The following is a 13,601-nucleotide window of genomic DNA, read 5'->3' on the forward strand; positions in this document are numbered from 1 at the left end:
ATTTGTTTTCAACGTGCAAATTTACTCCTTTCTTTGGATACTGCAACCGATTACGGGATGTTTTTTTGATAAAACCTAAGTGAAATGCTTCTTTTTATCAGAAATTGTAAGCGACCCCGATACCGAGCACTTCTTTAAACTGCACTTTCGCTCCTTGTTTTTTGCCTTCATCATTGAACGTTTTGACGTCATTATCATATTTTAGTGTTGTGTTGAGGGTTGCACTGAGGAATTTGTTTATCTTCATGTTAATCAAGATATCCCAGTTGACATCTACATTTCCGAATTGGTTATCGTAAGGGGTAAAAAGGTCGAGACTGGTTATCAGATTCACATTCTCCATGATTTTCTGTTCGGCTTTAGCTTTGAGATATGCACCGATTTCCGCTTTGAAACGGTCACCGGGGTCAACACCGAAAGCCCCTTCTCCGGAAAGATAATCGTCTTCAACAAAAGTCAGTTTGCCGGCAGCAGGGGATAGGTAAATTGAATATTTATTGTTTAGCCGGTAGTCCATACCTAACGAGATATTCGAATAGGCTGGAGCAAAGAATTTAGAAATGTAGTGCGATTTGTCGGGATAATTATATCCTTTATAGAATTGTGTATTGAGGTCAGCCATTGCAGTATAGTACCATTTTTCAGAAGCCTGATATCCTAATTGAGTGGCAAAGGCAATTTTATCGGAAGTTTTTTGAACTCCTTGTGATTTGGTCTTTGTCAAGCCATAGTCTAATCCGAGCGTGTTAATCCATAACCATTTCCCACTTTTATGTGCCAGTGTCCCGTTCAGGTAAGCATTTCCTGCAAAAGAATTTTCACCACCGGAAGCCCAATTACTGACAGCGGTTTGTGATAGGTTTAATCCGGTTATTCCTTTCAGTACCCATTTCCCGTCTTCATATTCATTTTTGTTTGTTTGTCCGTATGCAGTAGCCGAGAGGGCTACTGACAAAAATATTAAACCTAATTGTTTCATAAAATCTGTTTTTTATAAGTTGTTTTAAATAAAAGATGTACTTATTTAAAACAGGGAGTCCTTCATTTTGTTCAGTTTTTTGTTCTTTTGGTAAGATTGGTACATTAAAGAATATAACCTTTCTTTATGATGTAGGGGTGTTTTGAAGTTTGTAAAATATGAATAAAATATTGAATTGTTTATCTGGATGATTATTATGTATTGTCTAATTCTTTTACATGACTGTCTAATTTCTTGACACTCGTAAAAAATGTGTTTGTTGTTAAATTGTTGAAAAATAACAGTTTGTGTGTTTTGGCACATTCTTTGCTCTTTATTAAGCAGAAAATAATATAGCAATGAAACAGATATTTATCACAGCAGTTTTTTCTTTCGGTTTGTTTGCTTCGGTGGTTGCTCAGGAGAAAAGCTGGACATTGGACGATTGTATGCAATATGCTGTAGAGAACAGTCCGAAAGTACGACAACAGATTTATGTAAATAATACGTATAAGGCAGAACACCAATCGGCAATTACTGCTTTTTTACCGACTGCATCGGCAAATACCTCTATCCAGTATAATTTTGGCCGTGCTATTGACCCGAATACAAATACATACACGAATACTTCTACATTTAATAACTATTACGAAGTATTCGCCCGGCTGACTTTATTCTCCGGCGGACAGTTAATCAACCAGTGGCGGTTAGCCAACGTAAATATTCATAAAGGTCAGAACGACCTTCAAAAACAGAAAGATGACCTTTCCATAAATGTAATGGCAGCTTATGTTGATGTTGTTTATTGCAACGGAATGGTAGGAATGTTAACTGAAAAACTGGAAGAGAGTAAACGAACTTTATATAAAACCCAACGTCAGGAAGAATTGGGGTTAAAAGGAAAGGCGGATGTTGCTCAAATAGAGTCGCAGGTGGCTGCAGACGATTATAATTTGACTCATCAGCAAAATTTATACAATACAGCTGTAATGACCTTGAAAAACAGTATGAACTACCCGGTAGACTCTGTCCTGCCAATTGATACTTTAGCCAAAAAGATGGATTACTTTTATGCAGTGGAACCGGTAGATGAGATTTTTGATTTGGCAGCAAACAACAATCCGACTGCTATGCAAGCAGCTTTCGAATATAAAACCAGTAAAATGACTTATTTGATTATGAAAGGAGGGCTCTTACCTACTATTTCTTTTGGAGCGGGTATTTATACCAGTTATTATGAAAATTTGAAATCAGATAAAACAAAAATTTCTTTCAGCGATCAGTTTCAAAACAACCAAGGTAAAAATATTCAGTTTAGTTTAAGTTTTCCTCTTTTCGATGGTTTATCTCGCGTTACGAAGACACGTCGTGCCCGTAATAATATGCAGATTGCTTACGAAAAACAAATAGAAGTGCTTCGTCAACTTCAAACGGATATTGAGCAGGCTGTTCTTGATCGTGAAGGGTATGCGAAAGAAGCTGTTAAGATGGAGAAAAAGGTGGAGGCTGATGGTCTTGCTTATCAGGTGACGCTCCGTAAATATGAGGAAGGTTTGATGAGTCCTATCGATTTACAGACTAGTGCGAATATACTTTTAGAATCAAAAGCCGGTTTATTGCAAAAACAGTTACTATATATAATAAAAAGCAGATTGGTAGAGTATTATAAAGGTAAACCGATTATAGCGACAGAGAATTAAATAAGAAAACTGAAAATAAAGAGATACAATTATGGATATACAGTTAGAAAAAAAGAGAGGTCTTCAGAAAAAGCATATACCTTATGTTGCTGGTGGTGTCTTTTTTCTGGTTTTAATAGGGTGGATTATTTTTGGTGACCATGCCTCTACCTTAAAAGTGGATGCACGTGGTATCAATATCGGAAATGTGACAAAAGAACAGTTTAACGACTTTGTCCGTATCGACGGGCAAGTTCAGCCTATCACAGTCGTACAGCTTAGTCCCGAAGAAGGAGGGATTGTGCGTGAGAAAGTCGTGGAAGAAGGCGCCCAGGTAAAAAAAGGGGATATTATCGTTCGTCTTTCTAATTCTAATCTCGATCTTCAAATACTGGATGCTGAGGCCCAGTTGGCTGAAAAACAGAACTTTCTCCGTAATACGCAGGTGGCGATGGAACAGGATAAGTTGAACAATCAGTTGGAAAAAGCTCAGTTGGATGTGGATATGAGCCGTTTCCGGCGTGCTTATCAACAGCAGAAACACTTGTATGATGAAAATTTGATAGCGAAGGAGGAGTTTCTTAAAGCTAAAGAAGATTATGAGTTGGCTACTAAAAAGAGTACATTGGTTGTAGAACGTTTGCGTCAGGACTCTATTTCCCGTACTATCCAGATGGATGAAATGGAGACCAGTCTTGCGAATATGCGGCGTAATATTCAATTGGTTCACGAACGGAAGGAACATTTGAACATCCGTTCGCAGATTGACGGCGAATTGGGCCTGCTGGATGTCGTTTTGGGACAAAATGTATCACCGGGACAGAAAATAGGTCAGATTAACGATTTATCTAATTATAAAATAGAGGCCATGATTGACGAACATTATATCGACCGAGTGAAAAAAGGCTTGAGTGCTACCTTTGAACGTCAGGGAGGAAATTTTGCCCTGATTGTACAAAAGGTATATCCGGAAGTACGTGATGGTAGATTCCGTACGGATTTCGTTTTTATCGGCGAGCGTCCGGACAATATCCGTAGCGGACAGACCTATTATATCAGCCTTGAATTAGGTCAACCGACCGAAAGCATTATCATCCCGCGTGGAACATTTTTCCAGAGTACAGGTGGCAGTTGGATATTCGTACTCGACAAAGACGGTAAAAAAGCTTATCGCCGTAAAATTAAAATCGGGCGGCAGAACCCTCAATATTATGAGGTAACAGAAGGTTTGGAACCGGGTGAAAAAGTGATTGTTTCAAGCTACGAAAGCTATAAGGACAACGAAGTACTGATTTTGGAATAATTGGGATTATATTAAAGTAACATGAATATGAAAAACTTGGTAATAGCTGTTCGTTCCCTGTTTAAACAAGGACGCCACAATCTTATGAAGATTGGAACATTGAGTATCGGCTTGGCTGTAGGGTTGGTGCTGATTGCTAAGGTTTATTTTGAACAGTCTTATGATACATTTTATCCGGATTCAGACCGAATATACCGATTGACGGAAAGTATTGAAAAGCAGGATGGTAATGTTGATTATGAACAAGTAGCCGGTGCCGTGGCTCCAGGAATGAAAGCTGAAGTTCCCGGAGTGGAGGCAGCTACCCGGTTGACTTATATCGCAGGTCCCGGTACAACATTCACCACTTCTGAAAAACAGCGTTATTCGGCAGACTTTATTTTGATGGCGGATAGTAATGTGTTTGATGTATTCCCCCGTCCTATCCTTTTAGGTAATCCGAAGGAGGTATTGGCCCGTCCGAACTATGCCATGATTTCCCGTTCATTGGCTGAAAAGATGGGAGGAGTAGAGCAAGTGGATGGTGTGGTAATTGCTATGGATTATAATCCGGGTAGGACTTACGTCATTGGTGGTGTATTTGAAGATATACCGGAAAACTCTCATTTGCATTATGATATGTTGGTTTCCCTGAATGGTATGAATGAATGGAGTCGTACGAATTGGGTAGGTAACGACCGTTATTTGGGATATGTACGGTTAATGCCGGGAATAACTCCTGAAAGTCTGAAACCTGCTATCCATGAGATGCAGTTACGTCATATTGACCAAGAAGAGATGAGTAGGGCCGGTGTGGAACTGACCTTTTATATGAAACCTTTACTTGAGATGCATTCAGGTTCGGACAATGTGAAGAACATGATGTTGATGTTGTCCGTTCTGGCTTTTGCTTTATTGTTTACGGCAGTGATGAATTATATTTTGATAGCTATATCATCTATCATAAACCGTACGAAAGAAGTTGCTGTACATAAATCGTATGGGGCTTCGGAAAAGAATATTCACAGTATGATTATGTCCGAGACTTTTGTGCATATGCTAATTGCACTTGCTCTGGCTGTCTTTTTGATTTTCCTTTGTCAGGATGTAGTGAAAGAGTTATTGAATGTATCCGTCTCTGCGTTGTTCTATTCAAAAGGAACTTTGTTGCTGTTGGCTGTTTGTGTTGTTGTCTTTTTTCTTACAGGGTTTGTGCCGGGTGTTTTGTTTGCCCGTATTCCAGTTGCGGCCGCTTTTCGTAATTTTCGTGAAAGTAAACGTATATGGAAACTTTGTTTATTGTTTTTCCAGTTTGTAGCAGGCGGATTACTGGTCTCGCTACTTTTGGTGGTTACCCGTCAACATACCTATATGGTGAACAGTAATCCCGGTTATTCATATGAGAAATTGGCTTATTGCGATATCAGCGGACTCGATTCGACAGCCCGTGCCAAAGTCATTGAAGAAATGAGGCGTCTCCCTGAAATAGAGAAAGTGTCGACGTCCGATAATTTACCTTTATACAGCATGTCCGGTAATAATATCAGCCTTCCGGGTTCGGATGAAGAACTGTTCAACGTGGCCGACCAATATGATTGTGGTAATGGTTTTCTGGATTTGATGGAAATTCCGGTTATCGAGGGTCGTTCTTTCACTGAAAATATACCTTTTTCAACAGAAATCATGGTGAACCGTGCTTTTGCCGAGAAGATGGAGAATGTGGCCCATTGGACAAGTGTAGTCGGTAAAGAAATACAAATTACCGACCACGGATATAGAATAAGTGAAAATGCTATGGAGAGTAGTACATATACGATTTGTGGTATCTATGAAAATTATCGTATCGGTTCACTCATTTACTTGGATAATCGTCCTTCGGTCCTTTTTTATAATAGTTATCCATCCTCTAATTTATTATTGAATTTCAATAATTTGGATGCTGATGCAATAGAGAAAGCAAATGATAAATTGCAGGAACTGATGCCGAATCTGGAACCTAAATTATCTCTTTTTTCTGAAGATATCGTTAATCTGTACAGTAGTTCACGTAAATTTCAGGATCAATTATGGATAGGGGGGCTGGTTACTTTGCTTATTTCCATAATTGGTTTGATAGGATATACCAATGATGAAATCAGCCGTCGGCGTAAGGAAATCGCTATTCGCAAGGTAAATGGGGCAACGTTGTTGGAAATACAGAGAATTTTCCTTCTTGATGTGATGCGTATTGCCGTACCTGCCGCCTTTATGGGAGGAGCTTTAGCTTATGTCCTCGCTATACGCTGGCAACAACAGTTTATAGAGAAAGTACCTTTAAACATTGGCATATTCTTGCTTGGTTCTCTGTTTGTCATATTGGTAGTTACGATAAGTGTCATTTATCGAATTTGGTTTGCTGCTAACTCTAATCCGGTGGAAAGTTTGAAATCGGAATAATAGAAAAGGGTTTAATCGGGAATGTCATCGGATTCCATTCGTATGCGTCCATTTGTTCCCATAGGAGGAAACTTTTGTTTCAATATGGAGAAACTTTTGTTCCCTGCCGATGAAACTTTTGTTCCACCGCTTGGAACATTGTGGAACGTTTTAGGATTACCCCGAAAAATCATGGGGAGAAGTAGAAAATAAAAAAGGAGTTGTCTGACTTTACAGTTAGATACAACTCCTTTTCTGTGTGGGCAGTGATGGATTCGAACCACCGAAGGCGAAAGCCAGCTGAGTTACAGTCAGCCCCATTTGGCCACTCTGGTAACTGCCCATTATGTCTTTTTCTTCGAGCCTCTTGTCGGATTCGAACCAACGACCCCGAGATTACAAATCACGTGCTCTGGCCAACTGAGCTAAAGAGGCGATTGCTATCTTTCTCGATTGCGGCTGCAAAGGTAGATATTAATTTTAATTGTGCAATAGTTTTTGAATATAATGTAAACCGGTTTTCATGAAAAAACCTCTCCAAACCTTGGTACTAAGGGTGGAGAGGTTGTTTATTAGGCTTGTATTTTGGCCGTTATTCTTTCAGAAGTACCTCATCTATAGCTTTTTTGAAGTCAGCTTTACCCATTGCTCCCTTAGCCATTTGCGGTTGTCCTTCTTTCGGACAAAAGAGGAGTGAGGGAATACTTCTGATACCAAATGAAGCTGCTAATTCTTCTTCTTTTTCGGTGTCGACTTTATAAATATCGATTTTCCCTGCATATTCGTCAGCCAATTCTTCTAAAATAGGGGCTACCATTTTGCAGGGACCACACCAGGTTGCGTAAAAATCTACGATACAAGGTTTGTCGCCTTCGAATACCCATTTGTCCGGGCTGGCTTCATAGTTGGCTACTTTTTTCAGAAATTCCGCTTTTGTCAATTCTGTTACTTTCATTTTATTTCTCCTTTCAAATTGAGGTTCTACCTGTTCTTTATTAATTATATAACAAAGTTACACGATTAATTCCGGCTGGTAGTTAGTCATTTTTCCCTTATAATTGTCAATTTTACTGTATCTATTCCTTAATGCGGAAAAAGTTCTTGATAAAAAAGCCGTCCGGTTTGCGGGCGGCTTTTATACGAGGTTTCATTAACTTAAATCGTTAATATCAGTATCTTTTGCCAACGGCATCCCAATCAACGATTTTCCATAGGGCATTCAGGTGATCGGGACGACGGTTCTGGTAATCCAGATAATAGGCATGTTCCCATACATCGAATCCCAGAATCGGGGTCAATCCATGAGCGGCCGGATTGCTACCGTTAGCTTCTTTGGTAATTGAAAGTTTACCGTTTTTATCTTTCGCTAACCATACCCAACCGGAACCGAACAATCCGGTACCTGCTGTTATAAATTCTTTCTGGAAATTCTCAAAAGACCCCCAAGTTGAATTGATGGCTTCTGCCAGTTTCCCTGTCGGAACACCACCGCCTTTAGGTGAGAACTGGGTGAAGTACAAATTATGATTCAATACCTGTCCGGCATTGTTGAAGATTGCTCCGTCGGATTCGGCTACAATCTGTTCGAGCGGCATGTTTTCAAACTTAGTTCCCGGAATCAGATTATTCAGGTTGTTTACATAGGTTTGAAGATGTTTCCCATAATGGAAATCAATAGTTGACTTGGAAATGACCGGTTCCAGCTCATTGGCTGCATACGGTAACTGAATTAATTCAAATTTCATAACGTTTTCTTTTTTATCTGTTATTTGACTATTATCTGTAATTAACAATATTAAACTGAGACATAATGTAAGCATGACTTTTATGTTTTTGTAGTTTCTATAAATCTAACACTGACTGTTTGATATTTGTTCATCAAATGAAATGTAATTCTTATAAGATTTATTTATCGTCCGATAAACACTTTCTATCATGGTGTTCCGGAAAGGGAGCCTTTGGTTGATATCTCGTATTGTAAATATGTGAAATAATGTGCAGAATATTTGTTTTTTATCTTTTGATAGGTCAAAATCCCGAATAAGTTTCTATTTTTGTGACCTTATTCATTATTAATTAGTAAAACATATTCGTAGATGGTAAAGAAAGTTGGGAATTTGATTCCAAACACCTTTTTTATTACAAAGGGTAGTGGTGATTCTGATTTGGAAAAACATGCAGGTTCATACCACATGGCCCTTTATGATGCCGGTATTTCGGATTTTAATATCATGACGTATTCGTCTGTGATTCCGGCAACAGCACATCTTGCAACTATGGATGAAATCGACCTTCCTCCATTTGGTTCTGAAATGAAAACCATTATGGCCGTGTCGCATGGATACCAGGATGAGTTTGTGTCTGCTGGTGTGGTTTACGCCTGGATGTACAAGGATGAAAACTTTGATGAAAAAGTGGGTGGCCTGGTATGTGAGGTGAGTGGTCGTTATCGTATAGAAGAACTTGAATCTCGTCTTATTCGTGTTATCAACGATCTTCACCAAAAGACATACGGTAAGTATTATTTAGGTGAGTTGAATTTCATAACCGAAGGTATTACCATCGAGAAAAGATATGGAACAGCTTTGGCTGCTCTTTGTTTCTTGGATTTCCTGATGCCTGAAATTGAAGAATAAGCCTCTGTATCCTTGAACTTATTATGAAAAAGCAGAAATGAAGGCCATTGTCCTTTGTTTCTGCTTTTTTTATGAGGATAATCAAAGTGTCCGTTTTGATTGTTATATTTGTGACGTTGTTAAATTAAATTCCGTTTTAATTAAAAACATTTGATTTAAACTTGTTGTTGTATGAAAAAGATTATAAATCCTTGGACAGGACTAGATGGATATATGTGTTTCGGCTGTGCTCCGAATAATCCTTTAGGGCTTCATTTGGAGTTTTTTGAGGATGGCGATGATATAGTTGCCTTTTGGGAACCGAAAGCACATTATCAAGGTTGGCTGAATACGTTGCATGGCGGTATACAGACGACATTAATGGATGAGTTGGCCGGTTGGGTGGTGTTGCGTAAATTGCAAACATCAGGAATGACATCCCGTTTGGACGCACGTTTCATGAAAAGTATATCGACACAGGAATCACGATTGACTATTCGCGGACGAATAAAAGAACGGAAACGAAATGCAATTTTTATAGAAGTAGAAATCTATAATTCCAAAGAAGAACTTTGTACGCGTGCTGATATGGTTTATTTTGTTGTCACACAGGAACAAGCAACAGAACAGTTCCATTTTGAAGGTTGTAAAGCCGAGGGAGAATAAATAATAAATATAAATAACAAATGAAGTATATTGGAGCTCATGTGAGTGCATCGGGTGGGGTTGAGAATGCACCGGTCAATGCAAATGAAATCGGTGCTAAAGCTTTTGCCTTATTTACCCGTAATCAGCGTCAATGGAAATCTGCCCCATTGACAAAAAAAAGTATTTCCTTGTTTAAAGAACGTTGTGAAGCATTCGGATATGAGCCTAAACATATCTTGCCACACGACAGTTATCTGATTAATTTGGGACATCCTGAGACTGAAGGTTTGCAAAAATCGCGTGATGCTTTTCTGGATGAAATGCAACGTTGTGAGCAATTGGGATTGGACCGTTTGAATTTCCATCCGGGTAGTCATTTGAATCTAATGAGTGTGGATGATTGTCTGATTCGTATTGCAGAATCCGTTAATTGGGCCTTGGAACAGACTTTCGGTGTTTGTGCGGTTCTTGAAAATACGGCAGGACAAGGGACAAACCTGGGATATACTTTCGAGCAATTAGCTTTTATTATAGATAAGGTAGATGATAAGTCGCGTGTCGGAGTCTGTATCGATACTGCTCATACATTGGCTGCAGGTTATGATATCAGGACAGTGGAAGGTTTTACTAAAACATTTAATCGTTTTGATGAGATAATCGGCTTTTCTTATTTGAAGGGCATGCATATAAATGATTCCAAGAAAGAATTAGCAACGAAAGTAGACCGTCATGATAGTATTGGAAAAGGAGTGATGGGGCTAACTACTTTTGAAATGTTGATGAAAGACTCGCGTTTTGATGAAATACCGTTAATATTGGAAACTCCGGATGAATCTATGTGGGCAGAAGAAATTGCAAAACTTTATGAAATGTCTTGAAAGTAATATTTCTGTTTTGTAAGTAAGAAACAAATTAAATACATTATACTATGTTTATTTTAATGCCTGTTATTTTTATCTTAGGTATTCTGGCTATTGCATTGGAAGATAAGATTAAAATAAATAAAGCTGCTATCGCCCTTTTGATGGCCATCTCTCTTTGGATGATATTGATGTTTGATGCTTATTCCATTTTTGTGGAACGTTCTAATCCCGTATTTGAGGAGTTTCTGACGGAAAATCCGGAAATGGCAAATCTTTCAGCCAAGGATCAGTTTGTGAATTTTATAAGCAATCGTTCTATAGTTTATCATTTGGGAAATGTAGCCGAGACCTTGTTTTTTGTGATGTGTTCCATGTTGATAGTGGATATTGTCGATAAACATGGTGGTTTTCACGCGGTAACCTGTTATATCCGGACGGCAAATAAGAGAAAATTATTATGGTATATCAGCTTTGCTACATTCTTTTTCTCTGCATTGCTGGATAATTTGGCTGCGGCTATTGTGATTATGGCTGTGCTTCGTAAATTGGTCCCTGACAGGACTGACCGTTTAAAATATGCCTGTATGGTGATTATTGCAGCCAACGCAGGAGGTTCGTGGTCGCCAATCGGGGATGTCACTACTATTTTGCTATGGGTAGGAAAGAATGTGACGGCTATGCACCAAATTTCCCATGTGTTTATTCCAGCTTTGGTCAATATGCTTGTTCCGCTTACAATTGCACATTTCTGGTTATTTAAGAAAGGTGCAACTTTGCGTGTCATGAGCGAGGAAGAAATGGCTGATGAATTCACGCCGGAAATACCCAATCATTCACGCCGGGTTATTTTTGTAATTGGCGTATTGTCTCTTGCTTTGGTCCCGGTATTCCAGATGTTGACTAACTTGCCTCCTTTTTTAGGTGTGCTGTTGGGACTTGTCATTCTTTGGTTTTATACGGATATTATGTACAGTAGACTGCACATACATGAATCCAACAAACTTCGTATTTCCCAATTATTACCGAATATTGATTTGGCGACAATCTTTTTCTTTTTGGGTATTCTGATGTCGGTAGGAGCTTTGGAAACTTCCGGACAATTGGGATTGATGTCGGCATTTCTTGATAAGCATATGCATGAGCCATACGTGATTAGCTTCGTTATCGGTGTGTTGTCTTCTTGTGTCGACAATGTGGCATTGGTAGCGGCAACAATGGGTATGTATCCAATCGTACCGCAAACGGCTGATTTGACTCCTTATGCTCAGTTCTTTGTTTCCGACGGAGGCTTCTGGACATTCCTTGCTTATTGTGCTGTTACGGGAGGCAGTATCCTGATTATCGGTTCGGCAACAGGTGTGACGGTGATGGGACTTGAGAAAATAAAATTCATGTATTATACGAAACGATTTTCAATTCTGGCACTGATAGGTTATTGTTGCGGTGCCGGTATCTATATGTTATTATTTGCTTAAACTTTATTTATATGACGAAAAAATGGATTTTGATGGCTACCTGTACACTCATGCTTGCTGGTATGGAGGCGATGGCATGTACAGGTTTGCTGGTAGGTAAAAAAGCATCGGTTGATGGTTCTGTCATGATTAGTTATGCAGCGGACTCGCATACTTTGTATGGAGAGTTATACCGTTGGCCGGCAGCTACTTGGCCGAAAGGGGCAATGTTGGATGTGATTGAATGGGATACAAACAAGCCGTTAGGAAAAATACCGCAGGTAGAACAAACATATTCTGTGGTTGGAAATATGAACGAATACCAGGTGGCTATTACGGAAAGTACTTTTGGGGGGCGTTCGGAACTGGTAGATACTACGGGTATTATGGATTACGGAAGCCTGATATATATTGCATTGCAACGTTCCAAATCTGCTCGTGAAGCAATTAAGGTTATGACAGACTTGGTAAAGGAACATGGTTATTATAGTAGTGGTGAATCATTTTCCATAGCCGATAAAAATGAAGCTTGGATTATGGAAATGATAGGTAAAGGAGTTGGGAATAAAGGAGCTGTTTGGGTTGCAATCCGTATTCCGGATGATTGTATTTCCGCTCATGCCAATCAATCCCGTATTCAGCAGATTCCATTTGATGATACGGAAAATTGCATGTATTCGCCGGATGTAGTTTCCTTTGCCCGCGAAAAAGGCTATTTTAAAGGAAAAGATAAGGACTTTAGTTTTCAAGCAGCTTATTGTCCGTACGATTTTGGTTCATTACGTGGTTGTGAAGCTCGCGTATGGTCTTTTTTCCGCAAGTATGATAATACGATGGATAGATATGCCGACTTTGTGAAAGGAGACCCTTCAAAAGAGCCGATGCCTTTGTATATCAAGCCGAATCGTCTGTTATCTGTTCAAGATGTACAAAACAGTATGCGCGACCATTTTGAGGGAACTGATTTGGATATGACGAAAGATGCCGGTGCAGGACCGTATAAAGTCCCATACCGTTGGCGTCCAATGACATTTGAAGTGGACGGGCAAGAATATACAAACGAACGTGCCATTGCTACGCAGCAGACAGGTTTTGTCATCGTTCCGCAAATGCGTAACTGGCTGCCTGACGCAATAGGTGGTATTTTATGGTTTGGTGTGGATGATGCCGATATGGCTGTATTTACTCCTATGTATTGCTCTGTTACGGCAGCTCCTGAATGTTATCGTGTTGGGAACGGTGATATGATGAACTTTTCCTGGACCTCTGCTTTCTGGATTCACAACTGGGTGGCTAATATGGCTTATGGAAAATATAGTTATATGATTCAGGATATCCGGCCTGTACAGCAGGAACTGGAAAATGGTTACAAAGAAACTATTCCGGCTATCGACAAGGCTGCCGGTGAATTGTATGCCCAAAATCCGGTTGAAGCTGTAAAATTCCTTACTTGGTTCAGTACAACGACTGCCGACCAAGCTACTGCCCGTTGGAAGAAGCTGGGTGAGTATCTTTTAGTGAAATACATGGATGGAAATGTTAAGAAAGAAGAAAACGGCCAATTTAAGCAAAATGGTTACGGATTGTCTGAATATCCGGACTTCCCGGGTTATGATGAAGATTATTATCGTAGTATTGTGAAAAGTGCCGGTGATAGATTAAAAGTAAAATAACTATATTTGCGAAC

General features: G+C 39.4%; 11 protein-coding genes and 2 tRNA genes. 8 read left to right on the forward strand and 5 right to left on the reverse strand.

What is annotated here, in order from left to right:
- Window positions 1–97 precede the first annotated feature (97 nt).
- Complete coding sequence (locus DW103_RS14255) at window positions 98–979, reverse strand: DUF3078 domain-containing protein (RefSeq protein ID WP_122277288.1); 882 nt, start codon at window positions 977–979, stop codon at window positions 98–100.
- Between the two features lie 338 nt (window positions 980–1,317).
- Here DW103_RS14255 and DW103_RS14260 point away from each other — a divergent pair, with 338 nt between their 5' ends.
- Genes DW103_RS14260 through DW103_RS14270 form a run of 3 tightly spaced genes read left to right on the forward strand, consistent with a single transcriptional unit; the run spans window position 1,318 to window position 6,355 of the window.
- Window positions 1,318–2,658 carry a TolC family protein gene (locus DW103_RS14260; RefSeq protein ID WP_122277290.1) on the forward strand — a complete coding sequence of 447 codons (1,341 nt, stop codon included), beginning with the start codon at window positions 1,318–1,320 and terminating at the stop codon, window positions 2,656–2,658.
- A gap of 31 nt (window positions 2,659–2,689) precedes the next feature.
- Window positions 2,690–3,940: an efflux RND transporter periplasmic adaptor subunit gene (locus DW103_RS14265; protein WP_122277292.1), complete on the forward strand. Its 1,251-nt coding sequence runs from the start codon at window positions 2,690–2,692 to the stop codon at window positions 3,938–3,940.
- Window positions 3,941–3,967: 27 nt separating this feature from the next.
- A complete protein-coding gene (locus tag DW103_RS14270) occupies window positions 3,968–6,355 on the forward strand; it encodes an ABC transporter permease (protein ID WP_122277336.1) in 2,388 nt (795 codons plus the stop codon).
- Window positions 6,356–6,594: 239 nt separating this feature from the next.
- On the opposite strand, the gene DW103_RS14275 is transcribed toward DW103_RS14270, so the two are convergent.
- The 4 genes from DW103_RS14275 to DW103_RS14290 all read right to left on the reverse strand — a co-directional run bounded on the left by DW103_RS14275 (window position 6,595) and on the right by DW103_RS14290 (window position 8,154).
- Window positions 6,595–6,677, reverse strand: a tRNA-Tyr gene (locus DW103_RS14275).
- An 18-nt stretch (window positions 6,678–6,695) separates the two neighbouring features.
- Window positions 6,696–6,769: transfer RNA gene (locus DW103_RS14280), tRNA-Thr, on the reverse strand.
- Window positions 6,770–6,926: 157 nt separating this feature from the next.
- Entirely contained in the window at window positions 6,927–7,337 is a 411-nt protein-coding gene (gene trxA, locus DW103_RS14285; RefSeq protein ID WP_370453487.1) for a thioredoxin, read from the reverse strand.
- Window positions 7,338–7,503: 166 nt separating this feature from the next.
- Window positions 7,504–8,154: a superoxide dismutase gene (locus DW103_RS14290; RefSeq protein WP_122277296.1), complete on the reverse strand. Its 651-nt coding sequence runs from the start codon at window positions 8,152–8,154 to the stop codon at window positions 7,504–7,506.
- 276 nt (window positions 8,155–8,430) lie between these two features.
- Between DW103_RS14290 and DW103_RS14295 the strand changes: the two genes are divergently transcribed.
- The 5 genes from DW103_RS14295 to DW103_RS14315 all read left to right on the forward strand — a co-directional run bounded on the left by DW103_RS14295 (window position 8,431) and on the right by DW103_RS14315 (window position 13,587).
- Window positions 8,431–8,970: a pyruvoyl-dependent arginine decarboxylase gene (locus DW103_RS14295; RefSeq protein WP_122277299.1), complete on the forward strand. Its 540-nt coding sequence runs from the start codon at window positions 8,431–8,433 to the stop codon at window positions 8,968–8,970.
- A 171-nt stretch (window positions 8,971–9,141) separates the two neighbouring features.
- Window positions 9,142–9,615, forward strand: a complete 474-nt coding sequence (locus DW103_RS14300) for a PaaI family thioesterase (protein WP_122277301.1) — start codon at window positions 9,142–9,144, stop codon at window positions 9,613–9,615.
- Between the two features lie 20 nt (window positions 9,616–9,635).
- A complete protein-coding gene (gene nfo / locus DW103_RS14305) occupies window positions 9,636–10,475 on the forward strand; it encodes a deoxyribonuclease IV (RefSeq protein ID WP_122277303.1) in 840 nt (279 codons plus the stop codon).
- A 50-nt stretch (window positions 10,476–10,525) separates the two neighbouring features.
- Entirely contained in the window at window positions 10,526–11,935 is a 1,410-nt protein-coding gene (gene nhaD, locus DW103_RS14310) for a sodium:proton antiporter NhaD (protein WP_122277304.1), read from the forward strand.
- Between the two features lie 11 nt (window positions 11,936–11,946).
- Window positions 11,947–13,587, forward strand: coding sequence for a dipeptidase (locus DW103_RS14315; RefSeq protein ID WP_122277306.1), 1,641 nt, complete (start codon window positions 11,947–11,949; stop codon window positions 13,585–13,587).
- Window positions 13,588–13,601: the final 14 nt, after the last annotated feature.

This window comes from Parabacteroides sp. AM08-6 (assembly GCF_003473295.1).
Lineage (GTDB): Bacteria > Bacteroidota > Bacteroidia > Bacteroidales > Tannerellaceae > Parabacteroides.

What these genes read in the sequence shown, in the direction of transcription:
- DW103_RS14255 (WP_122277288.1), bottom strand. Translation starts at nt 979, where the DNA reads ATGAAACAATTAGGTTTAATATTTTTGTCAGTAGCCCTCTCGGCTACT.
- DW103_RS14260 (WP_122277290.1), top strand. Translation starts at nt 1,318, where the DNA reads ATGAAACAGATATTTATCACAGCAGTTTTTTCTTTCGGTTTGTTTGCT.
- DW103_RS14265 (WP_122277292.1), top strand. Translation starts at nt 2,690, where the DNA reads ATGGATATACAGTTAGAAAAAAAGAGAGGTCTTCAGAAAAAGCATATA.
- DW103_RS14270 (WP_122277336.1), top strand. Translation starts at nt 3,968, where the DNA reads ATGAAAAACTTGGTAATAGCTGTTCGTTCCCTGTTTAAACAAGGACGC.
- DW103_RS14290 (WP_122277296.1), bottom strand. Translation starts at nt 8,154, where the DNA reads ATGCTTACATTATGTCTCAGTTTAATATTGTTAATTACAGATAATAGT.
- DW103_RS14295 (WP_122277299.1), top strand. Translation starts at nt 8,431, where the DNA reads ATGGTAAAGAAAGTTGGGAATTTGATTCCAAACACCTTTTTTATTACA.
- DW103_RS14300 (WP_122277301.1), top strand. Translation starts at nt 9,142, where the DNA reads ATGAAAAAGATTATAAATCCTTGGACAGGACTAGATGGATATATGTGT.
- nfo (WP_122277303.1), top strand. Translation starts at nt 9,636, where the DNA reads ATGAAGTATATTGGAGCTCATGTGAGTGCATCGGGTGGGGTTGAGAAT.
- nhaD (WP_122277304.1), top strand. Translation starts at nt 10,526, where the DNA reads ATGTTTATTTTAATGCCTGTTATTTTTATCTTAGGTATTCTGGCTATT.
- DW103_RS14315 (WP_122277306.1), top strand. Translation starts at nt 11,947, where the DNA reads ATGACGAAAAAATGGATTTTGATGGCTACCTGTACACTCATGCTTGCT.